Consider the following 22,611-nt stretch of genomic DNA (forward strand, 5'->3'; position numbering starts at 1 on the left):
GAGGTGGCCGGTATGACGCAGAGCCTGCGGGACCTGCTCGACGAGCGGATCGTCGTCCTCGACGGCGCTTGGGGCACGATGCTGCAGGGGGCCGGCCTCACCCCGGCCGACTACCGCGCCGAGTGGCTGGAAGGCCACGAGAAGGACGTCACCGGCGACCCGGATCTGCTCAACCTCACCCGCCCCGACGTGGTGCTCGACGTGCACCGCCAGTACCTGGCCGCGGGCGCGGACGTCACCACCACCAACACCTTCACCGCCACCGGCATCGGCCAGGCCGACTACGGCCTCCAGGACCACGTCCGTGAGATGAACCTGCGCGCCGTGGCGCTGGCCCGCCAGGCGGCCGACGAGTTCGATGGCCGGTTCGTGGCCGGCTCCATCGGCCCGCTGAACGTCACGCTCTCGCTCTCGCCGCGCGTCGAGGACCCGGCGTACCGCGCGGTCACCTACGAGCAGGTGAAGGCCTCCTACGCGGAGCAGATCAAGGCGCTCGCCGACGGCGGGGTCGACCTGCTGCTGATCGAGACGATCTTCGACACCCTCAACGCCAAGGCCGCGATCACCGCCGCCCGCGAGGTCGCGCCGGACCTGCCGCTGTGGATCTCGGTGACGATCGTCGACCTGAGCGGCCGCACGCTCTCGGGCCAGACGGTGGAGGCGTTCTGGAGCTCGATCGCGCACGCCGAGCCGCTGGTCGTCGGCGTGAACTGCTCGCTCGGGGCCCAGGAGATGCGCCCGCACGTCGAAGAGCTCGCGAAGATCGCGGGCACCTACACCGCGTGCCACCCGAACGCGGGCCTGCCCAACGCGTTCGGCGGCTACGACCAGACGCCCGAGGAGACCGGCGGCATGCTCGGCGAGTTCGCCGGCGCGGGCATGGTCAACATCGTCGGCGGCTGCTGCGGCACCACGCCCGCGCACATCGCGAAGATCGCCGAGGCGGTCAAGGGCGTGCCGCCCCGCGAGGTGCCCCGCACCGGGCACCAGACGCGGTTCAGCGGCCTCGAGCCGTTCAAGATCAGCGCCGACACCGGGTTCGTGATGATCGGCGAGCGCACGAACGTGACGGGCTCGGCGAAGTTCCGCCGCCTGATCGAGGGCGGCGACCACCAGGCCGCCGTCGACGTCGCGCTGGAGCAGGTGCGCGGCGGCGCGAACCTGCTGGACGTCAACATGGACGCCGACCTGCTCGAGTCCGAGGAGGCGATGACCACCTTCCTCAACCTGATCGCCACCGAGCCCGAGGTCGCGCGCATCCCGGTGATGGTCGACAGCTCCCGCTGGCGCGTGCTCGAAGCCGGGCTGCGCTGCCTGCAGGGCAAGGGCGTGGTCAACTCCATCAGCCTCAAGGAGGGCGAGGGCCCGTTCCTGGAGCAGGCCCGCCGCATCCGCGACTACGGCGCGGGCGTGGTGGTGATGGCGTTCGACGAGCAGGGCCAGGCCGACACCGCCGACCGGAAGGTCAGCATCTGCGGCCGCGCGTACGACCTGCTCACCCAGCAGGCCGGGTTCGCGGGCGAGGACATCATCTTCGACCCCAACGTGCTGGCCGTGGCCACCGGCATCAGCGAGCACAACGGCTACGCGAAGGCGTTCCTCGAAGCGCTGCCGCGGATCAAGGAGCGCTGTCCGGGCGCGCACACCTCGGGCGGCATCTCCAACCTGTCGTTCTCCTTCCGCGGCAACAATGTCGTGCGCGAGGCGATGCACTCGGCCTTCCTGCTGCACGCCGTGCGCGCGGGCCTGGACATGGGCATCGTCAACGCCGGCCAGCTCGCCGTGTACGAGGACATCCCGGCGGACCTGCTGGAGCTCGTCGAGGACGTGCTCTTCGACCGCCGCGAGGACGCGACCGACCGGCTGGTCGAGTTCGCCGAGACCGTGAAGGGCAGCGGCACCAAGCGCGTCGTCGACCTGTCCTGGCGCGAAGCCTCGGTGGAGAAACGGCTCTCGCACGCGCTCGTGCACGGCATCGTCGACTTCATCGAGGACGACACGGAAGAGGCGCGGCAGTCGTTCGAGCGGCCCCTCCAGGTGATCGAGGGCCCGTTGATGGACGGCATGAAGATCGTCGGCGACCTGTTCGGCTCCGGGAAGATGTTCCTGCCGCAGGTGGTGAAGAGCGCGCGCGTGATGAAGCGCTCGGTGGCCTATCTCGAGCCGTACATGGAGGCGGAGAAGGAGAAGATGCGCCTCGAAGGCCGCATCGACACCTCCCGCGGCCAGGGCAAGGTCGTGCTCGCCACGGTGAAGGGCGACGTGCACGACATCGGCAAGAACATCGTCGGCGTGGTGCTGGGCTGCAACAACTACGAGGTGATCGACCTCGGCGTGATGGTGCCCGCGGCCAAGATCCTGGACACCGCGGTGGCCGAGAGCGCCGACGCCGTCGGCCTGTCCGGGCTGATCACCCCGTCGCTCGACGAGATGGTCAGCGTCGCGAACGAGATGCAGCGCCGCGGCCTGAAGCTGCCGCTGCTGATCGGCGGCGCCACCACGTCCAAGCAGCACACCGCGGTGAAGATCGCGCCGGCCTACGACCACACCACGGTCCACGTGCTCGACGCGTCACGGGTCGTCGGGGTGGTCTCCGACCTGCTCGACACCGACCGCGCGGACGTGCTCGACACGGCGAACCGCGCCGAGCAGCAGCGGCTGCGCGAGCAGCACGAGAACCGGCACAGCACCCCGTTGCTGACCGTCGAGCAGGCCCGGGCGAATCCGGAGGCGGTCTCGTTCGACGAGATCCCGGTGCCCGACTTCACCGGCGTCCGCGTGCTGGAGCCCTCGATCGCCGAGCTGCGGAAGATGGTCGACTGGCAGTTCCTGTTCCTCGCCTGGGAGCTGAAGGGCAAGTACCCGGCGATCCTCGACCAGCCCGTCGCGCGGGAGCTGTTCGACGACGCGAACACGATGATGGACGAGATCATCGCGAACGGCTCGTTCACCGCGCGCGGCACGTACGGCTTCTGGCCCGCGCACGCCGAGGGCGACGACATCCTGCTCGAAGGCGAGTACGCGGACTACAGCTTCCCCATGCTGCGTCAGCAGACGAAGAAGCCCGAAGGCCGCGCGAACCGCTGCCTGGCCGACTACATCGCGCCCGAGGGCGACCACCTCGGCGGCTTCGCGGTCGCCATCCACGGCGCCGGCGAGCTGGCCGCGCACTACGAGGCCGAGCACGACGACTACCGCGCCATCATGGTCAAGGCGCTGGCCGACCGGCTCGCCGAGGCGTTCGCCGAGTACATCCACCTGGAGGCCCGGCGCCGCTGGTTCGAGCCGGACGTCCAGCCGGACCTGGCCGACCTGCACGCCGAGCGCTTCCGCGGCATCCGCCCCGCGCTCGGCTACCCGGCCAGCCCGGACCACAGCGAGAAGCGGGACCTGTTCACCCTGCTGGACGCGGAGAACCTCGGCATCCGGCTGACGGAGTCGTACGCGATGATGCCGGCCGCGGCGGTGAGCGGGCTGATCTTCGCCCACCCGGACTCGCGGTACTTCACCGTCGGCCGCCTCGGCCGCGACCAGGTCGAGGACTACGCCCGGCGGCGCGGCCTGGACCTGGAGGAGATCGAGCGCTGGCTGCGGCCGAACCTGGCCTACTGACCCTGGTGCTGCTGGGGGTACTGGCCCGGCTGCTGCTGCGGGTACTGCCCCGGCTGGCCCTGGCCTTGGTCGGGCCCACCCTGCTGCTGCGCCACGATCTGGTCGGCCTGCTCGCGGGTGATCCGGTTCTGGCCGCCGCAGAAGGTGCACTGCGTGAGGTACTTGACGTTGATCGGGAAGAGCGGGATGAAGAACAGCGTGAACTTCGTGACGCGCTTCAGCACCGCGTGCGCGGCCGGATTGCCGCACCGGCCGCAGAGGAAGGTCGCCAGCACCAGCTGGAACATCTTCGTGCGGTAACCCCAGATCACCATCGTGCGCTCCTGTGCTCGAAACAGTCCGGCGGACAGTGTCACAGAGACGTCCCGCGCGGCGCGGCGGTTCCGGGAAAATGCTCGTGCGTGTTGAGGACGGTGAGAACCGTTCTCAACACTCACGACCTGCGCGGCAGCGGGACGGCGGCTAGTTTCTCCCCGTGGTCGGAATCAGCGCGGTGAGGTTCGGCGCGGTGGCGCTGCTCGGGCTCGTGGCACTCGGCGGCGTCGCGCTGGTGGTGGCGGTCTCGCCCTGGTGGTGGTTCCTCGCCGGGCCGTTGCTGGCGCTCGCCGTGACCGGGGTCCACGACCTGGCCCAGCGGCGGCACTCGGTGCTGCGGAACTACCCGGTGCTCGGGCACGCCCGGTTCCTGCTGGAGGGCATCCGGCCGGAGCTGCAGCAGTACTTCGTGGAGCGCAACTTCGACGGGCGGCCGTACGACCGCGATGTCCGCAGCATCGTCTACCAGCGCGCGAAGGGCACGGACGCGGAGGAGCCGTTCGGCACCGAGCGTGACGTGTACGCCGACGGCTACGAGTTCCTGGTGCACTCGATGGCGCCGGTCAAGGAACCGGAGACGCCGCCACGGGTGCGGGTCGGCGGGCCGGACTGCGCGAAGCCGTACGACATGGCGTTGCTGAACGTTTCGGCGATGAGCTTCGGCGCGTTGTCGGCCAACGCGATCTTGGCGCTCAACCGCGGCGCGGCGCTCGGCGGGTTCGCCCACGACACCGGCGAGGGCGGGCTGAGCGAGTACCACCTGCGCGGCGGCGGCGACCTGATCTGGGAGGTCGGCACCGGGTACTTCGGCTGCCGCACCGCCGACGGGGACTTCGACCCGGGCGCGTTCGCGGACAAGGCCGCCCAGGACGCGGTCAAGTGCGTCTCGCTCAAGCTCTCGCAGGGCGCGAAGCCCGGCATCGGCGGGGTGCTGCCCGGCAGCAAGGTCAACGCCGAGATCGCCCGGGTCCGCGAGGTGCCGGTGGGGCAGACGGTGATTTCCCCGCCGTACCACCGGGTGTTCTCGACGCCGCGCGAGCTGGTGCGGTTCGTGGCGCGGATGCGGGAGCTGGCGGGCGGCAAGCCGGCCGGGTTCAAGCTGTGCGTCGGCTCGCGGCGGCAGGTGCTGGCGCTGTGCAAGGCGATGGCGGACGAGGGCGTGACGCCGGACTTCATCGTCGTCGACGGGTCCGAGGGCGGCACCGGGGCGGCGCCGCTGGAGTTCGCCGACCACCTCGGCACCCCGCTCACCGAGGGCCTGATCACCGTCCACAACGCACTCGTCGGGACGGGCCTGCGGGACCGGATCCGGCTGGGCGCCGGCGGGAAGGTGGCCACCGGGGCGGACATCGTCAAACGGCTGCTGCAGGGCGCCGACTACACCAACGCGGCGCGGGCGATGATGTTCGCCGTCGGCTGCATCCAGTCGCAGCGCTGCCACACGAACAAGTGCCCGGTCGGCGTCGCCACCCAGGACCCGCGCCGCGGCCGCGCGCTCGAAGTCGGCGACAAGTCGGAACGGGTGCGGCGTTACCAGGCCTCGACGGTCGAGGGCGCGGTGCGGATCATGGCCGCGATGGGCGTCTCGGAGCCGGCCGGGCTTTCCCCGCACATGCTGCGCCGCCGGCTCGACCCGCACACCGTCCGCTCGTACGGGGAGCTGTACGACTGGCTCGCGCCCGGGCAGCTGCTCGCCGAGCCGCCGGCGGACTGGGCCGGGGACTGGAAGGCGGCCGACCCGGACCGCTTCACCGTGTGAAGCCCCTCCCGCCTCGGGAGTCACCGCACTAGGCTGAGCGGAGGGTGAGACGACGGACTTCGAGCCCGGGAAAGGCTGGATGCTCTGTCGAACGCAGTAGAGCGGGACACCACGTCGCTGACACCGGCCGGTCGCCTGGACGCCCCGGGCTTCCGGCTGCGGGTCCTGCTGATCGAGGACGACGACGGGGACGCGCTGCTCGTCGAGGAGCTGCTCGCCGACGCGAGAGTCCCCACCACCCTCGCCCGGGTGCGGACGCTGGCCGGGGCACTGGACGGGCCGGTCGCCGTCGACTGCGTGCTGCTGGACCTCCAGCTGCCCGACGCGATGGGGCTGACCGGGCTGACCCGGCTGCTGCGGCACGCGCCCGGCACCGCCGTGGTGGTGCTGACCGGCCAGGACGACGAGGCGACCGGGGTCGCGGCGGTCGCCGCCGGCGCCCAGGACTACCTCGGCAAGGGCCAGGTCGACGGGCCGCTGCTGGGCAAGGCGCTGCGCTACGCCTGGGAGCGCAAGCGCGCCGAGCAGGCGGAACAGCAGCTGCTCCAGCAGCAGCTGCTGGCCAGCGAGAACTCGCGCCTGGAGCGCGGGCTGCTGCCGACGCCGCTGCTCGCCGACCGGCACCTGAGCCTGGCCGCGAAGTACCGGCCCGGCCGCAACGGATCGCTGCTCGGCGGCGACTTCTACGACGCCATCGAGCTGCCCGACGGCCGGGTCCAGCTGGTGATCGGCGACGTCTGCGGCCACGGCCCGGACGAGGCGGCGCTGGGCGTCGCGCTGCGCATCGCCTGGCGCGCGCTGGTGCTGGCCGGGCTGCCGACGGCCGAGGTGCTGGCCACCGTCGAGCGGGTGCTGGTCCACGAGCGGATCCGGCCGCTGTTCGCGACGTTGTGCATGGTGGAGGTCGCGCCGGGCCGCGATTCGCTGCGGATGAGCCTCGCGGGGCACCCGCCGCCACTGGTCGCGACCCGCGACGGCCGCGGGCACCTGCTGCCGGGGGAGAAGCTGGGCGTGCCGCTCGGCCTGATCCCGGACGCGCGCTGGGATCCCCTCGACGTGGCGCTGGAGCCGGGCTGGTCGCTGCTGCTCTACACCGACGGGGTCTTCGAGGGCCGGGTCGGCGACGGCCCCGCGCGCCTCGGCCACGAGAAGATGGCGGAGCTGCTCCTGCGGCTGCTGCGCGAGGCCGGCCCGGACGCCGACCGCGGCGCGGTGCTGGACCGGCTGATCACCCGCGTCGAGGAGCTGAACGCGGGCGCCCTCGACGACGACGTCGCCCTCGCCATGCTCACGCACTTCCCGGAGGCGGGCGGATGAACCGGTACGCGGGCGCGGAATCGTCGTGGCCGATCCGCCGCTGGGTCACCCTGGTCGCCGTGGTCGAGGCGATCCTGCTGCTCGCGGCGCTCGCCGGCGGCGGGATCTCGATCGCCAACCTGAACAGCGCGCGCTCGCTCCTGCTGGACCAGACCGGCCCGCAACTGTTGCAGGCCAACGCTTTGGCCCAGTCACTGCTCAACCAGGAGACCGGCATCCGCGGTTATCTCCTGACCGGGCAACGCGATTTCCTCCAGCCCTACATCGACGGCAGGCAGGCCCAGACCGACGCGGTGGAGGCGTTGCGGCAGCTCGGCGCGACGCCGGGCACAGAGGCCGGCAACGACCTCGAAGCCGTGCTGCGCTCGGCGAAAGCCTGGCAGGACGTCGCCGCCGCGCCGGACCAGGCCGGCACCGGAGGGCCGTCGCCCGTGCTGGCCGACCGCGGCAAGACCCTGTTCGACCAGGTCCGCGCGGGCCTTTCGACGCTGAACGCGCACCTGTCGGTCGCCCGTGACACCGGCCGGACCGCGCTGGACCGCGCGTCCGGGGTGCTCACTGCGTCGCTGGCCGTGATCGCCGCGCTGGTGGTGATCCTGTTCGTGTTGCTGTTCCTGGGGCTGCGCCGGACCATCACCCGGCCGATCACGCGGCTGGCCGAGGAGGTGCGGGTGGTGTCGGACGACGACCTGCACCACCCCGTGCTCGGCACCGGGCCGCGGGAGCTGGTCAAGCTGGGCGCGGACGTCGAGGCGATGCGGCGGCGGATCGTCGACGAGGTCAGCGCGCTGGAGCGTGCGCACGCCCTGCTCGACCTCCGGACCCAGGCGCTGGAGCGGTCCAACTCCGATCTGGAGCAGTTCGCGTACGTCGCTTCGCACGACTTGCAGGAGCCGCTGCGCAAGGTGACGAGCTTCTGTCAGCTGCTGGAGCGCCGGTACAAGGGGCAGCTCGACGAGCGCGGCGAGCAGTACATCGACTTCGCCGTCGACGGCGCGAAACGGATGCAGAGCCTGATCAACGACCTGCTCGCCTTCTCCCGCGTCGGCCGGCACACCGCCGAGCCGGTGGTCCTCGATTCCGGCCGGCTGCTCGACCAGGCGCTCGCCAATCTCGGGACGGCCATCGAGGAGACCGGCGCCCGGGTCGAGCGGGGCGAGCTGCCCGAGGTGCGCGGCGAGGCGTCGCTGCTCACCGCGGTGTTGCAGAACCTGGTGAACAACGCGCTGAAGTTCCACGCCGACGAGCCGCCCGTCGTGCGCGTCGAAGCCGAGCGCGACGGTGGCCAGTGGCTGTTTTCCGTCACGGACAACGGAATCGGCATCGAAGAGCAGTACGCCGACCGCATCTTCGTGATCTTCCAACGGCTGCACAGCCGGACCGCCTACGGGGGGACCGGCATCGGGCTGGCGATGTGCCGCAAGATCATCGAGCACCACGGCGGCCGGATCTGGCTGGACACCGCGCACCCCGGGGGCAGCCGCTTCCGCTTCACCCTGCCCGTGGTGTCCACAGTGGACGCCGGGCCCGAGAGCCGGAACGAGGACGCATGACCGAGACCTTCGACCCCATCGACATCCTCCTCGTCGAGGACGACCCCGGCGACGTGCTGATGACGCGGGAGGCGTTCGAGCACCACAAGATCCGCAACCCGCTGTACGTGGTGTCCGACGGCGTCGAGGCGCTGCAGTTCCTGCGGCAGGAGCCGCCGTACGCCGACGTGCCGCGCCCCGGGCTGGTGCTGCTGGACCTGAACCTGCCCCGCAAGGACGGGCGCGAGGTGCTGGCCGAGGTCAAGGCCGCGCCCGAGCTGCGCTGCATCCCGGTGGTGGTGCTGACCACCTCGGAGGCCGAGGAGGACATCCTGCGCAGCTACGACCTGCACGCCAACGCCTACGTGACCAAGCCGGTGGACTTCGACCGGTTTGTCGAGGTCGTCCGCCAGATCGACGATTTCTGGGTCACGGTCGTCAAGTTGCCCCGCTGAGCCGGTGGCGTGCGCGTGGTTGTTGCTGCACGATAGGCATTCGTGACGTCTTCTTCCCGGGATGTTCCCGCCGCGCGCCAGGACAGCGGCGACCTGCAGGTCACCGTGCGCTGGCGCGGCGACGCGGCGGTGGTGGCGGTGTCGGGCGAGATCGACCTGGTGACCGCGCCGGAGTTCGACGAGGTCGTCGCCGGCGTCGTGGACCAGGGCCCGGCCGTGCTGGTGGTCGACCTGGGCGCGGTCTCGTTCCTCAGCTCGGCCGGCCTGCAGGTGCTCGCGGGCGCCCACCGGCGGCTCGGCGAGCGCGGCCTGCGGGCGGTCACCACCTCGGCCGTCACGTCGAGGCCGTTCACCAGCACCGGCCTGGACACCTGGATCGGCCTGTTCCCCTCGGTCGACGAGGCGCTGGCCCCGGCCCCGGGAACGGGGGAGTGAGCGTGGCGGTGACCGAGGAGGGCGCCTTGCCGGTCGCGCCTTTGCGCTGCGACGGCGTCCCGGCCGAGCCCCGCGCCCTGCGCACCCTGCGCCACCGCCTCAAGGAGTGGGCGCTGGCGGCCGGCATCGAGCCGGATCTGGCCCAGGACATCGCTTTGGCCGGCTACGAGGCGCTGGCGAACGTCGCGGACCACGCGTACCAGAACAACCACGGCGGCCTGGTGGACCTCGAAGCCGCTCTGCACGACGGCCGCGTCGAGGTCGTGATCACCGACCACGGCCAGTGGCGCGCGCCGGTCGCCGACTCGGCCCGGGTGTCGCTGCGGGGCCGCGGCCTGATGCTCCTGCGCGCGAGCGCGGACGCCGCGGAGATCACCCCCGGCGCGGACGGCACCGTGGTGACCCTGGGCTGGAACCTGCCGGTCCCGTCTTCACACTGAGGGGCTGGGCACCCCGGCCGCGCGGCGGCGCAGCAGGAAGCGCTGCACCTTGCCGCTCGGATTCCGGGGCAGCGCCTCGACGAACTCCAGCCGCCGGGGGTACTTGTACGGCGCCGCAAGGGATTTCGCGAAGTCCTGCAGTTCCGCGGCCTTGACGGGGGAGGGCGGGACGCCGTCGCGCAGGACCACGTAGGCGGCCACCACCGAGCCGCGGGCCTCGTCCGGGGCGGCGACCACCGCGCACTCCAGGACGTCCGGATGGCGCAGCAGCACCTCCTCGACTTCGGGGCCGGCGATGTTGTAGCCCGAGGAGACGATCATGTCGTCGCTGCGGGCGCGGTAGTGGAAGTAGCCGTCCTCGTCGCGGACGTAGGTGTCGCCGGTCAGGTTCCAGCCGTCCTGCACGAACACGGACTGGCGGTCGTCGGCGAGGTAGCGGCAGCCGGTGGGGCCCACCACGGCGAGCCGGCCCGCGGTGCCGTCCGGGACCGGGTGGCCGTCCTCGTCGACGATGCGGGCGCGGTAGCCCGGCACGACGCGGCCGGTGGAGCCCGGGCGCGCGTCGCCGTCGGCGGCGGAGATGAACACGTGCAGCATTTCGGTGCTGCCGATGCCGTCGATCAGCCAGTGCCCGGTCGCTTCGTGGAAGTCGGCGGCCACCGCGGCCGGCAGGGCCTCGCCCGCCGAAACCGCGCGTCGCAGGCCCCGCAGCAGCGGCCGCCGGTCCGAGGCGAGGATCGCGCGGTACGCGGTGGGCGCGGTGAACAGCACCGTGACGCCGTGCGCGGCCGCCAGCTCGGCCAGTTCCAGGGGAGTGGCCCGCTCGACCAGCAGCGTGGCCGCGCCCGCGTGCAGCGGGAACACCAGCAGGCCGCCGAGCCCGAAGGTGAACGCCAGCGGCGGCGTGCCGGTGAACAGGTCGTCCGGCTCCGGCTTCACCACGTGCCGCGAGAAGGTGTCCGCGATGGCGAGCAGGTCGCGGTGGAAGTGCATGGTCGCCTTCGGGCGACCGGTCGTGCCCGAGGTGAACGCCAGGATCGCGACGTCGTCGGCGGCCGTCGCCACGTCGTCGAACGTCGTCGGCTGCCCAGCACAGCGGGTGGCGAGGTCCTCGGGCGAGTCTCCGCCGTACGCGAGCACGGGCAGGTCGAACGCTTGCAGTTCCTCGGTATAGCGGTGGTCGGACAGTGCGAGTGTCGGCGAGGAGGCGTCGATGATCTTCGTCAGCTCGTGCGCGCGCAGCATCGGCATGGTCGCGACGGCGACCGCGCCCGCCTTCAGCACGCCCAGCCAGCACGCGGCCAGCCAGGGGGTGTTCGGCCCGCGCAGCAGCACGCGGTTGCCGGGCACCACGCCCAGCCCGGCCAGCGTCCCGGCCACCTGGTTCGCGCGGGCCAGCAACTCGCCGTACGTCCACGTGGTGTCCGCGGACACCACGGCGCGGCGCTCGGCGCCCCAGCGCTCGACGGCACCGTCGAGCAGCCGGGTCGCGGCGTTGAGCCGGGCCGGGTAGGCCAGCTCGGGAAGGTCGAAGACCAGCTCCGGCCACGACCCGGCGGGCGGCAGGTGGTCCCGGCAGAAGGTGTCCACGTGGGCACTGGGCGAGAGCGGCACGGTAAACCTCGCTTCCGGTGCAGTCCGGCACCAGAACGCCACTGTAATACAGTTTACGATCGTCAGGAAGACGCGACAACGGCCGGGCCGCCTCAGCCGCCGTCGGCGGGCCTCCACACGTTGTCGGAGGTGTCCGGGGTGGTTTCCCCGGTGCCGGAATCCGTTGTGCCGTAATGACCTGGTGGCAGTTTCCGGTGCCGCTGCGCGATCGCCACCCCGGTTTGGAGCGCGAGGCACAGCGCCACGTAGCCGAGGATCGGCCCGGTGAAGGCATGTGGCGGGCGGCCTTCGCCGACGAGGTCGAAGGCCGCCGGCACCGAGTAGATCGCGGGTATGGTGGTTGCGATCGCCTGGCGGCGCAGCAGTTCGTCCGCGGCGAGGGAACCGTCGTCTTCGGCGATCACCGGCTCGCGCAGAGTGCTGCACAGCACCACCCCGGTGCAGATCGCGCCCAGCGCGAGCAGTCCGAGCCAGCTCCACGCATACGTCCGCGCCCCGGCGACGAACATCGACAGTGCCAGCGCAGCCCCGCCGAGGAAGGTACCGGCCACCGCTGCGACGAACCAGCCGTCGACCAGCCCCGTCGGCCGGGTGACCTCGGTGACGCGATCGGGCACCAGTGCGACGAGGTTGCGCAGACGCACTTGCCGGGCCCGCCACTGCCCGATCTGGAGGGCGGCGAAGAAGAAGTACAGGGGGAAGCTCGGGGGCATCTCCTGGCCGCGCACGCCCGGTAGCCACTCCGGCCTCAGGTATGCCAGGCCAGCCACTTGCGCACGGCGGCGATCTCCGCGGATGACGGTTCGGCAGGCGGTCTTCTCCGGCGCGCCAGGAACTTGTGCATGGCCTCACTCCCCAGAAATCGGCCATCGAGTACCGGATGGTCACACGAGGGGAGAAACCTCGTCAACCAAGCGCAAGCCGAACGGGATCCCAGCGAGACCTCGGCGCCACTCCCGTCGCCGCGTGGCGAGGGAGTGGCGCCGGGTTCAGGAGCGGGCGTCGAGGTAGGCCGGGTCCGGCGGCGGGATCGGGATGTCGGGCTGGCCGGCCAGCAGGGTGCTCATGGAGCTGAAGTACGGCGGCGCGGCGACCGTGCCACCGAACGCGCCGTGCCCGCAGTTGCCCAGGTGCACCGGGGTGCCCGGGCAGATCTCCGCCGGGTGCGGGCCGTCGGCGAACACCATCGAGGACACCGCGAAGTTGTCCACGCCGCCGACGAAGGCGACCGACTCGCTCTGCTGCGTGGTCCCGGTCTTGCCGATGTCGGGCCGGGTCCAGCCGGCGTTGCGGGCCGCGCTGGCCGAGGTGCCGATGGTGGTGTCCTGGCTGAGCCCGGACTCCAGCGTGGCCGCGACGCCCTGCGGGATCACCTGCTCACAGGCCGGCTGCTGGACCGGCACCGGCTTCCCGTCCCGGTCGGTCACCGACAGGATCGGGTTCGGCGCGCACCAGGTGCCGCCGCTCATCAGCGTGGCCGACACGTTCGCCATCTCCAGCGGGCTGACCGGGCTGTTGCCGAGCGTGAACGACAGCAGGTTCTGGAAGTACGTCGACTGCGGCTGGTTGTACTGCGGGTTCTTCGACAGCGCGTTGCCGGGGTCGGTGATCGGCGGGTTGCCCGCGTCGTTGGTCGCCAGGGTGTTGCGCAGGCCCAGCTTCCGCGCCATGTCCAGCACCGCGGGCATGCCGACCTGGCTCTCGAGGCCCACGAACGCGACGTTCGGCGAGGTCGCCAGGCCGTTCGCCACCGTGATCGGGTCCGGGTAGCTGGTGCCGTCGTTGCTCACCGGGTAGCAGTGGGTGTACTGGTTCGCGTTCGGCGGGGTGAAGCAGTTGCTCATCGGGTTGGGCAGCGGGGTGTTCAGCCCGGCCTTGCCGGCCACCATCGCGGCGGCGGTGGTGAAGATCTTGAACGAGGAGCCCGCGCCGAACTTGTTGCTCGCGTCGGCCACGATGTCGGTGGACGTCTCGCCCTGCGCCGGGTCCGTGCCGTAGTTGCGGTTCGCCACCATCGCGAGCACCTGGTGCTGGCTGCTGCCCGGCTGGATCACGGCGAAGGTGTTGGCGACACCGTCCTGCGTGGTCGGCACGTTCCCGTCGACCGCGTCCTTGGTCACCTGGCTCACGTGCGGGTCCATGGTGGTCTTGACGACGTAGCCGCCGGTGTCGATCTGGTCGGCGGTGAGGCCGGCCTTCTCCAGGTAGTTCACCGCGTACGTGCAGAAGAACCCGGCGTCCGGCGCCGCGCCCATGCAGGTGCTCGGCGGCGTCTGCGGGTGGGTGCCGACCACGCCCAGCGGGGTCGCCTTCGCCGTGGCGGCGTACGCGGCGGGCAGCGAGTGGGCGGTCACCATGGAGTCGATGACCACGTTGCGGCGTTTGAGCGCCTGGTCCGGATGGCTGTACGGGTTGTAGACGCTCGGGTTGTTCACCATCCCGGCGAGCAGCGCGGCCTGCGGCACGGTCAATTTGTCCGCTGTGGTCCCGAAATACGCTTGCGCGGCGGCGCCGATGCCGTAGACGGTGCCGCTGAACTCGACCACGTTCAGGTAATCGGCGAGCACGTCGTCCTTCGACACGGTCTGGCTCACCTGCACGGCCATCTTCGCCTCGCGCAGCTTGCGCGCCAGCGAGTCCTCGCGGTCCTGGGCCTGCGCGTTCTTGTTCCCGCGGTCCACCACGTTGATCAGGTAGTTCTTCACGTACTGCTGGGTGATCGTCGACGCGCCCTGCACGTTGCCGCCCGAGCTGTTGTTGACCGCTGCGCGCAGCATGCCCTGCGGGTCGACGCCGCCCTCGGTGTAGAAGCGGCGGTCTTCGATGTCGACGATCGCGGCCTTCATCGTGGTGGCGATCTGTGCCGCGGTGACCGGAACGCGGTATTGCGAGTACAAAGTCGCGATCGCGCCGCCATTCCGATCCGTCACCGTTGTCACCAAAGGCGGATCCGCGTGCGCGAGATCGGCCGAAATGGTGTCGACCGAATCACTGACCTGATTGGACAGCACACCGGCGCCGATCGCGACCGGCGCCATGGTGCCGGCGACCAGGATCCCGGCCAGCACACACAATCCGAGAAACGGGGCTATCCCCCTGCTGCGAGCCACGGACGCCACGTTAGGACTGCCCGGGTGAGCAGGGCGTGGGGTGAGACGTTTCTTTCATCGGGCCAACCTTCCCAGCAGAGCCGACGCTACGCCGATCGCAATCGCGGAGGCACCTGCTAGGACGCCGAAGTCCAGTCCCAGGTTGGCCGGCGTGCCGATAAGCAACCCGCGCAGGGCATCCACCTGATAGCTCAGCGGGTTGGCGTGGCTGAGCACCTTGAGCCAGCCGGGCATCAGGTTCACCGGATAGAGGGCGTTGGAGCCGAAGAACAACGGCATGGTGATGGCCTGCCCGATGCCCATCAGCCGTTCCCGGGAAAGCACCACACCCGCGATGACGATGGACAGGCAGCAGAAGAACGCCGAGCCGAGCACCACGACCACGGCCATGGCCAGCAGCCGCAGCGGGTTCGCGGTCAGCCCGACGCCGAGGATCGCGGACAGGATCAGCACCATCAGCGCCTGCACGAGCGCGCGCACCCCGGCGGCGAACGCCTTGCCGGCGACCAGCGCGGCCCGCGGCGTCGGCGTGACCAGCAGCTTGGCCAGCACCCCGGCGTCGCGCTCCCAGATGATCTGGATGCCGTAGAAGATCGCGATGAACAACGCCGACTGCGCCAGGATGCCGGGCGCGAGGTAGTCGAGGTAGGGGATCGAGCCGGTCGGGATCGCGCGCAACCGGGTGAAGGTCTCGCCGAAGATCAGCAGCCACAGCGCGGGCTGGATCGCGCGGGTGAGCAGCTCCGTCTGGTCGCGGCGCAGCTTCTGCAGCTCGATCAGGCACATCGCGCCGACGCGCGAGGCCAGGATCCGCAGCTGCGCGAGCGGGCCGGGGTCAGCCGAGACGGCGGGCGGTGCGGCGAGTGGCACGGACATCGCGCATCCCTCCTGCTTCGCCGGCGAGCGCGTCGCCGGTCACGGACCGGAATACATCGTCCAAAGTGGAGTCCGGCCCGAGGCCCGCCTCGAGCTCGGCGGGGGTGCCGAGCGCGCGGATGCGCCCGGCGTGCATCAGGGCGACGCGGTCGCAGTACTGCTCGGCCTCGTCCATGTAATGCGTGGTGACGAGCACGGTCATGCCGGTCTCGGCGCGGATCTCCGAGATCCGCTCCCACACCGCCGAGCGCGCCACCGGGTCGAGCCCGATCGTCGGCTCGTCGAGGATCAGCAGCCGCGGCGAGCTGACCAGCGCCTGCGCCAGCTCCAGCCGGCGGATCATGCCGCCGGAGTAGCCGCCGGCCGGGCGGTCCGCGTCGTCGAGCAGCCCGACCAGCCCGATCGCGTGGCGCACCTGCTCCGCCCGCTCGGCGCGGGGAACGTCGAAGAGCCGGGCGAACAGCGAAACGTTCTCCCGCCCGGTCAGCGCGCCGTCCGCGGACAGCTGCTGCGGCACGTACCCGATCAGCCTCCGGACGGCCATCTTGCGACGCGCCACGTCGAGCCCGAAGACGCGGACCTCGCCGGCCGGGATGGGCAGCAGCGTGGTGATCATCCGGATCGTGGTGGTCTTGCCCGCACCGTTCGGCCCGAGCAACCCGAACACCTCCCCGCACACGATCTCGAGATCGACGCCGTCCACTGCCTTGACAGGGCCGAACGAGTGCTCCAGCCCGACGCACCGCACAGCGGGCGGACGGTCGCCGGTGTCGCCGCTGGTGGCCTGCGGCGCGCTGGAGTCCGGCGGGGTTGGGTTGCTGGTGTCGCTGTCGGTGGGCCGCGGTGCGTCTGTGCCCGGTCGGGTTGAGTTGGCGGTGTCGGTCGCCGTCGTCTGGCGCGCGTCTGTGCCCGGCCGTGGGCCGGTGTTGGTTGCTGCGGCTTGCGGTGTGCTGGTGTCCGGCTGAACCGGGCTGCCGGTGGCCCGCTGCGAGCCTGCCTCAGGCCGGACTGGGATGGCGCCGTCGGTTGACGTGGTCTGTGGTGTTTCCGGCCCGGCGCCGGTGTCGCTCATCCGTCCTCCTTCAGGATTTCCATCAGCTTTTCCAGTGCGGGCAGGGCGGCGGCGATGGCTGTGGTGTCCTCTTCGGACAGCCGGGTGAGTGCGGCGGACACCAGGCCGGTGCGCGCGCGGCGCCAGCTGGTCATGCGTTCGCGGGCGGCTTCGGTAATCTCGAGGCGGGCCGCGCGGCGGTCGGCGGGATCGACCTCACGGCGCAGCAGGCCGGCTTCCACGAGCAGGTTCACCAGGGTGCTCACCGAATTGCCGGCCAGGCTCAGCTTCCGCGCCGCGGCGGCGACGCCGATGCCGGGCTGCTCGTCCACCACCCGCAGCAGCTCGACCTGCGAGCCGGGCAGGTGCGGCACGGACAGCTCCGCGCGCACCCGGCGCCGCACCACCCGCCGGACCCCCTGCACGGCCAGCATCAGCCGTTCGGCGAGCACGGGGTTTGCGCGTCCGGTCATGGCCGCGAATGTAGCTCTGAGTCAGAGCTATCAGCAACGCTTAATGTCCGCTCGGTCCGTTCGGTTCCCGGATGTCCGGTGGCAGCGGCGAGCGCGGTCAGGCGGGTGAGGCCGCGGACCATTCCAGCGACAGCTTCAAGTTGGCCTCCGTGGCCGCTTTCGCGACGACCCCGCCGGGCTCGGCGGTGAGCTTCACGCCGAGCTCGATTTTCACCGTGCCCGGCGCGCCGACCAGGTCCCGGACCTGGTGCAGCACCGTGGCGACGGCCAGTTTCACCCGCCGCAACGCCTCCTCCAGCGTCTCGGCGGAGTCCCGCACCACCGAGCCGGCCCGCTGCAGCCGCTGCTGGTCCTCGACCAGCACAGTGCTGCCGTCTTCGAGCGGCATTTCCACGACGGTGTCCTCGGATCTTCCAGATGCAGTCGGCCTTCGGTCACCCGCATCGGCCAACCTATTGCCGAAAGTGCCCGGCCGGTCGCGGAACCGGGCCGCTAGGACCCGTTTGCCGGCGCCGGGCGCGGCTTGATCCAGCGGGCGATCCACTGGGAGGCCGCGACCAGCAGCAGGGCCCAGTAGCCGAGGTGGGGCCAGATCGCGCCCACGATGAAGGCCACGAGGAACGCCCCGCTGGTCAGCATGGAGTTGGCCATCCCCTGGTCGTCGATGGGGTCGGCGTCGCCGTGGACTTCGGGGGAGCGGCGGATGACCAGGACCATCGCGGTGTAGCACAGGCTGTTCACCAGCACGGTGCCGATGTAGAACAGCACGGCGAACCGGCTGGTCTGGAAGGCGCCCACGATCTGCGTCGGGAAGGGCAGCACGGCGATCGTGAGGATCCAGCCGAAGTTCAGGTACACCAGGGCCGCGTTGTAGGCCTCGACGTGCTCGAAGATCTGGTGGTGGGCGTACCACAGGCGCGCGATGACGGCGAAGCTCAGCAGGAAGGTGTAGACCTTCCACTGGTTGTCCGTGAAGACCTGGATCGCGTCGGCTTTTTCGGCGGCCAGCTCCGGCACCAGCTCCGAAAGCGGCAGCACCAGCAGGGTCAGGGCGATGGCGGCGACGGCGTCGGTGAAGAACACCAGCCGTTCGGGTGACCTCGTCTTCTGCACCGCGCGATCCAACCATCCCCGGCCGCCGGCCCGTCGGCGGGGGTGGAGTGTCCACTGAGGACGCCCCGCTCAGCGGGCCAGCGCCCGGGCCGCCGCGCGGGTGACGGCGGCGGCGACCGCGGCCAGCGCGGGCGAGTCCAGCTTCCACTGCTGCCAGTACAGCGGCACGTCCACCGGCCGGTCCGGCGCCAGGTCCACCAGCGGGCCGCGGCGGGCCAGCTGGGCCTCGGGCACCATGCCCCAGCCGAGCCCCGCGGCCACCGCCTCGGCGAACGACTCCGAGGCGGGCACGTAGTGGCGCGCTCCGCCGGGGGCGCGACGGCGGGTGAGGCCGCGCAGGAAACGGTCCTGCAGGTCGTCCTTGCGGTCGAACAGCACGGCGGGCGCGTCGGCGAGCGCGCGCGGGCCGTCGCCGAGCCAGCGTTCGGCGAACTCCGGCGAGGCCACGGCGCGGTACCGCATCCGGCCCAGCCGCGTCGCCGTGCAGCCCTGCACCGGGTGGGGAGCGGACGTCACCGCCGCCATCACCAGCCCCTCCCGCAACAGCGCGGCAGTGTGGTCCTGGTCGTCGCTGCGCAGGTCGAAGCACACCCGCAGCTCGGCGGGCAGGTCGGCGAGCGCCGGCAGGAACCAGGTGGCCAGCGAATCGGCGTTGACGGCGATCGGCAGCGTCGTCGGCACGCCCGCCTCCGCCAGGCCCAGCTCCGCCCGCGTGTCGGCTTCCAGCCGCGTGAGCTGGCGGGCGAACCGCACCAGCACCGCCCCGGATTCGGTGAGGCGCACCGGTTTCGACCGCTGGACCAGCACCCGCCCCGTGCGCTGCTCCAGTGCCTTCACCCGCTGGCTCACCGCCGACGGCGTCACGTGCAGCGCCGCGGCGGCCGCGTCGAAGGACCCCTCGTCGACGACGGCGAGCAGCGTCCGGACCTGGTCGAGCGGCAGATCTGACATCACGAGAGCTAATGCTACGTTAGAATCTTTAGCTGGTCTCATGACGAGCAGCGCGCTTACCTTCACCACTGTGCTTCCCGTACTCGCCGCCGGCTTCGGCACCAGCCTGTCCCTGATCGTCGCCATCGGCGCGCAGAACACCTTTGTGCTCCAGCAAGGCCTGCGCGGGGCGGCCGTGGTGCCGGTCGTGCTGGTCTGCGCGCTGTCGGACGCGGTGCTGATCGCCGCGGGGGTCGGGGGGATCGGCGCCGCGCTGGGCCGCTGGCCGGCCGCCGTCGGCGTGATCGGCGTGGCCGGCGGCCTGTTCCTGATGGCTTACGGCTTCCTCGCCGCGCGCCGCGCGGTCCGGCCGGGCGCGCTGACCACCGGCGCGGCCGAGGTGAAGTCCTTGCGCCGCACCGTGTTCACCTGTCTCGCGCTGACCTGGCTGAACCCGCACGTGTACCTGGACACCGTCCTGCTGCTCGGCTCGGTGGCCGCGGGGCACGGCGACGGCCGCTGGCTGTTCGGCGTCGGCGCCGTGCTCGCGAGCGCGTTCTGGTTCTGCGCACTGGGCTTCGGCGCGCGCCGGCTCGCGGGGGTGTTCGCGCGCCCGGCCGCGTGGCGGGTGCTGGACGCGCTGATCGCCGTCACCATGACCGCGCTCGGCGTCACGATGCTCGCGGGACAGCTGTGATCAGGTCTGCGTCGTTCAGGTTTGGGGCGAAACCGGCCACATGTCGTCGTTCAGCAGCCGCTTGAGGATCTTGCCCGTCGCGTTGCGTGGCAGCTCGGTCACGAAGAACACGTCCCGCGGGACGGCGAAGCGCGCGAGCTTCTGGTGGATGTAGTGCTGCACGTCCTCGGCGTGCATCCGCGCGCCCTCGCGAAGCACCACGTACGCGGCGAGCCGCTGGCCGTACTCGTCGTCGGGCACGCCCACCACCGCGGCGTCGGAGACCCCCGGCAGCGCGACGAGCGCCTCCTCGACCGGCCGCGGGAAGACGTTCTCGCCACCGGACACGATCATCTCGTCGGCGCGGCCGGTGATGAACAGCCGCCCGCCGGCGTCGGTGTAGCCGATGTCGCCGGTGGCCATCAGGTCCTGCGCGCGCGGCACGCTGGAACCGTTGGTGTAGCCGTCGAACAGCATGTCGTTGCCGACGAAGATCTGGCCCTCGTCGCCGGGCGGCACGAGCTTGCGGTCCTCGTCCAGCACGGCGATCCGGGTGCCCGGCGGGCAGCGGCCCGCGGTGGTCGGCGCGGCGCGCAGGTCGGCCGGGTCGGCGATGCTCGCCCAGGAGACCTCGGTGGAGCCGTAGAAGTTGTAGAGGATGTCGCCGAAGGTGTCCATGAACGTGGTCACGAACGTGCCCGACATCGCCGAGCCGCTGCTGGCCACGATCCGCAGCGAGGACAGGTCGTACCGGCTGCGCACGCGCTCGGGCAGGTCCTGGATGCGCTGCAGCATGATCGGCACGGCGAACAGCGCGTCGCACCGGTGCTCGGCGATCATCCGCAGCGTCTGCTCCGCGTCGAACCGGCGGATCAGCGAAAGCTCCGCGCGCAGGGCCATGCCGACCTGCATCGCGGCGAGGCCCCAGCTGTGGAACATCGGCGCCGCGACGGCGATCTTGTCCCTGGCGCGCAACGGGATCCGGGCCAGGATCGTCGCGGCGGTGCCGAGGCCCTTGGGCGTGGGGCGGCGCGCGCCCTTCGGCGCCCCGGTGGTGCCCGAGGTGAGCACGACGATCTGGCCGGGCCGTTCGCTCGGCTTCGGCCGGTTCGACGGCGTGTCGTGGATCAGCTCGTCGACGGTGCGGTAGCCCTGCTCCGCGTCGTCCCAGGTGCTGACGCGCGGGAAGTCGCCGCGCACGTCGGAGATCGTCCGCGCGAACTCGTCGTCGGCGAGCACCGCGGCGGGGCGGTGATCGGCCAGCACGTCCTCCACGGCGCTGGGGGACAGGCCGGTGTTGAGCAGGATGACGTCGGTGCCGAGCTTGCTGCAGCCGACGAAGGCCTCGATCATCGCCGCGTGGTTGCGGCACATCAGCGCCACCCGCTGGCCGGCCTGGACGCCGAGCTTGGCGAGCGCGTTGGCCAGCCGGTTGCTGCGCTCGTCGATCTCGCGGAAGGTGCGGGTGTTGCGCTCGTCGTGCACCGCGATCTCGTCGGCGCCGCGCGCGGTGGCGGCCAGGTAGCCGCCGGCGACGGTGGCGCCCCACTGCGAGAGCGAGTTCAGCTGCCGGATGACCTTGTCCGGCCGTCCCGCGGCGATCACGCCGGCGCGGACCAGGACGTTCGCCGTGCGCAGCGCGGTCGCCCGGTCCTGCGGGGGCGGGTCGGCGGCCTCGCCCGCGAGCTGCTGGTCGATCCGCCGCGTGAGCTCCTTGAGCAGGCCCTTGACCGCGGACCGGGAGAAGAAGTCGCGGCGCTCCGGCGGCAGCGAGGGGAGCATCAGGCGCAGCACGATCTCGGTGCGGCCGCCTTCGATCGCGTGCAGCTCGAAGGAGACCCAGTTGCGCTCGTCGGGCAGCCCGCACCAGACCACGTGCTCGTTCGGCCGGTAGACCACCGCGTGGATGGTGCCTTCCACCAGCGTCTCGCGGTCCGGGGCCAGCCGGATCAGGCACCGCGGGCCCCGGCCGCGCGCGGCGGCCTCGGTCACCTCGCACCAGCTGATCGCCGGCACGAATCTCGGGTACAGCTCGGGCGACCCGATGATCTGCCACACCTGGTCGGGCGGGTGCCCGGCCATCGCGCTCGCCTCGACTACATCGTCTCGCATGCGATCCGCCTCAGTCGCCGTGCGCGTTCTGCTCCCCGGTTCCCACCGGACACGCGTTCAGGTCCGGCGCACGCTATCAGCAAATGGGGCAGCTCTGGTACTCCGAACGACCCCGGATCCGCTGGGTGGGAATTTTCTGGCAGCAGGTCACAACCACGCTGCGGGCCTGGGGAGAGTGTGCTGTCGGGCGGGCTCGCCGCCGGGTCCCATAATGTCCGGGTGGAGCAATTGGTCGAGGAGTACGGCCCCCGCTGGGAGCCCGGGCCGTACGAGCGGGGAACCGACGGCCCGCGGGTCATCCTGGTCGGGGTGGACATGTCCCAGACGGGCCTGCGCGCGGCGTCCTACGCCGGCGGCCTGGCCCGCCGTCAGAAGGCGCGGCTGGTGATCGTGTACGTCGCGGCGCCGTCGATGTGGGCCGGGCTGGCCGCGGCCGCCGTGGCCGACATGCAGCAGCAGACCTTCGAAGAAGAGATCGAGGAGCTGCGCTCGGAGCTGCACAACCGGGCCGACGAGCTGGGCGTGCCGGTCACCTTCATGGTCCGGCGCGGCGAGGCCTTCCCCGAACTGCAGCAGGCGGCGATCGACGAGAGCGCGGACCTGGTCGTGGTGGGCGCGTCCGAGCTGGCCGGTCACCGGCTGGTCGGCTCGGTGGCCAACCGGCTGGTCCGCGCCGCGCACTGGCCCGTGGTCGTCGTCCCCTGACTGTCCGGCACTTCGGCGGCGTTGACAGCTGCCCGGCGAGCGGTAAGAATAATGAACCGGTAAGAATATTGCACCGGTTGGAGGCC

The 22,611-nt window shown here is 71.4% G+C and carries 20 protein-coding genes; 9 read left to right on the forward strand and 11 right to left on the reverse strand.

Annotation, left to right across the window (positions count from 1 at the left end):
* The first annotated feature begins 12 nt into the window (after positions 1-12).
* Complete coding sequence (gene metH, locus BMY97_RS08620) at positions 13-3,612, forward strand: methionine synthase (protein ID WP_091615140.1); 3,600 nt, start codon at positions 13-15, stop codon at positions 3,610-3,612.
* On the opposite strand, the gene BMY97_RS08625 is transcribed toward metH, so the two are convergent.
* Entirely contained in the window at positions 3,606-3,926 is a 321-nt protein-coding gene (locus tag BMY97_RS08625) for a zinc ribbon domain-containing protein (RefSeq protein WP_091615144.1), read from the reverse strand. The two genes, metH and BMY97_RS08625, sit on opposite strands and share 7 nt — an antisense overlap.
* A gap of 161 nt (positions 3,927-4,087) precedes the next feature.
* Between BMY97_RS08625 and BMY97_RS08630 the strand changes: the two genes are divergently transcribed.
* From BMY97_RS08630 to BMY97_RS08655, 6 genes are all read left to right on the forward strand, one after another.
* Positions 4,088-5,686 carry an FMN-binding glutamate synthase family protein gene (locus BMY97_RS08630; protein ID WP_245787225.1) on the forward strand — a complete coding sequence of 533 codons (1,599 nt, stop codon included), beginning with the start codon at positions 4,088-4,090 and terminating at the stop codon, positions 5,684-5,686.
* 84 nt (positions 5,687-5,770) lie between these two features.
* Entirely contained in the window at positions 5,771-7,003 is a 1,233-nt protein-coding gene (locus tag BMY97_RS08635; protein ID WP_425425251.1) for a PP2C family protein-serine/threonine phosphatase, read from the forward strand.
* Entirely contained in the window at positions 7,000-8,556 is a 1,557-nt protein-coding gene (locus BMY97_RS08640) for a sensor histidine kinase (protein WP_091615149.1), read from the forward strand. The genes BMY97_RS08635 and BMY97_RS08640 overlap by 4 nt, the downstream gene beginning before the upstream one ends.
* Positions 8,553-8,990 (forward strand): response regulator, encoded by a 438-nt coding sequence (locus BMY97_RS08645; protein WP_091615152.1) that lies wholly within the window; start codon positions 8,553-8,555, stop codon positions 8,988-8,990. Before BMY97_RS08640 ends, BMY97_RS08645 begins: the two co-directional genes overlap by 4 nt.
* Positions 8,991-9,032: 42 nt before the next feature.
* The gene (locus BMY97_RS08650) at positions 9,033-9,425 is read left to right on the forward strand and encodes an STAS domain-containing protein (protein ID WP_091615154.1); all 393 of its coding nucleotides are present in this window, start codon (positions 9,033-9,035) and stop codon (positions 9,423-9,425) included.
* Positions 9,426-9,427: 2 nt separating this feature from the next.
* Positions 9,428-9,865, forward strand: coding sequence for an ATP-binding protein (locus tag BMY97_RS08655; protein WP_245787226.1), 438 nt, complete (start codon positions 9,428-9,430; stop codon positions 9,863-9,865).
* Here BMY97_RS08655 and BMY97_RS08660 read toward each other — a convergent pair.
* The 9 genes from BMY97_RS08660 to BMY97_RS08700 all read right to left on the reverse strand — a co-directional run bounded on the left by BMY97_RS08660 (position 9,857) and on the right by BMY97_RS08700 (position 19,053).
* Entirely contained in the window at positions 9,857-11,479 is a 1,623-nt protein-coding gene (locus BMY97_RS08660) for an AMP-binding protein (protein WP_091615157.1), read from the reverse strand. The two genes, BMY97_RS08655 and BMY97_RS08660, sit on opposite strands and share 9 nt — an antisense overlap.
* 92 nt (positions 11,480-11,571) lie before the next feature.
* Positions 11,572-12,249 carry a hypothetical protein gene (locus BMY97_RS08665; protein WP_143086162.1) on the reverse strand — a complete coding sequence of 226 codons (678 nt, stop codon included), beginning with the start codon at positions 12,247-12,249 and terminating at the stop codon, positions 11,572-11,574.
* Positions 12,250-12,468: 219 nt separating this feature from the next.
* Positions 12,469-14,598: a transglycosylase domain-containing protein gene (locus BMY97_RS08670; protein ID WP_425425243.1), complete on the reverse strand. Its 2,130-nt coding sequence runs from the start codon at positions 14,596-14,598 to the stop codon at positions 12,469-12,471.
* A 45-nt stretch (positions 14,599-14,643) separates the two neighbouring features.
* Positions 14,644-15,465 (reverse strand): ABC transporter permease, encoded by an 822-nt coding sequence (locus tag BMY97_RS08675; protein ID WP_091615180.1) that lies wholly within the window; start codon positions 15,463-15,465, stop codon positions 14,644-14,646.
* Complete coding sequence (locus tag BMY97_RS08680; RefSeq protein ID WP_218156723.1) at positions 15,425-16,168, reverse strand: ABC transporter ATP-binding protein; 744 nt, start codon at positions 16,166-16,168, stop codon at positions 15,425-15,427. Before BMY97_RS08680 ends, BMY97_RS08675 begins: the two co-directional genes overlap by 41 nt.
* Positions 16,169-16,533: 365 nt before the next feature.
* Positions 16,534-16,989 (reverse strand): MarR family winged helix-turn-helix transcriptional regulator, encoded by a 456-nt coding sequence (locus BMY97_RS08685; RefSeq protein WP_091615184.1) that lies wholly within the window; start codon positions 16,987-16,989, stop codon positions 16,534-16,536.
* A 97-nt stretch (positions 16,990-17,086) separates the two neighbouring features.
* Positions 17,087-17,377: a CU044_2847 family protein gene (locus tag BMY97_RS08690; protein ID WP_091616205.1), complete on the reverse strand. Its 291-nt coding sequence runs from the start codon at positions 17,375-17,377 to the stop codon at positions 17,087-17,089.
* A gap of 104 nt (positions 17,378-17,481) precedes the next feature.
* Positions 17,482-18,102, reverse strand: coding sequence for a TMEM175 family protein (locus BMY97_RS08695; protein WP_091616208.1), 621 nt, complete (start codon positions 18,100-18,102; stop codon positions 17,482-17,484).
* A gap of 69 nt (positions 18,103-18,171) precedes the next feature.
* Positions 18,172-19,053: a LysR family transcriptional regulator ArgP gene (locus tag BMY97_RS08700; protein WP_218156724.1), complete on the reverse strand. Its 882-nt coding sequence runs from the start codon at positions 19,051-19,053 to the stop codon at positions 18,172-18,174.
* Between the two features lie 40 nt (positions 19,054-19,093).
* On the opposite strand from BMY97_RS08700, the gene BMY97_RS08705 reads away from it, so the two are divergent.
* On the forward strand, positions 19,094-19,729 hold the full coding sequence (locus BMY97_RS08705) for a LysE/ArgO family amino acid transporter (RefSeq protein ID WP_091615191.1): 636 nt from the start codon (positions 19,094-19,096) through the stop codon (positions 19,727-19,729).
* A 15-nt stretch (positions 19,730-19,744) separates the two neighbouring features.
* On the opposite strand, the gene BMY97_RS08710 is transcribed toward BMY97_RS08705, so the two are convergent.
* Positions 19,745-21,820, reverse strand: coding sequence for an AMP-binding protein (locus tag BMY97_RS08710; protein WP_091615195.1), 2,076 nt, complete (start codon positions 21,818-21,820; stop codon positions 19,745-19,747).
* A 219-nt stretch (positions 21,821-22,039) separates the two neighbouring features.
* Here BMY97_RS08710 and BMY97_RS08715 point away from each other — a divergent pair, with 219 nt between their 5' ends.
* Complete coding sequence (locus tag BMY97_RS08715) at positions 22,040-22,525, forward strand: universal stress protein (protein WP_218156725.1); 486 nt, start codon at positions 22,040-22,042, stop codon at positions 22,523-22,525.
* Positions 22,526-22,611: the final 86 nt, after the last annotated feature.

The organism is Amycolatopsis saalfeldensis (genome assembly GCF_900110575.1).
Lineage (GTDB): Bacteria > Actinomycetota > Actinomycetes > Mycobacteriales > Pseudonocardiaceae > Amycolatopsis > Amycolatopsis saalfeldensis.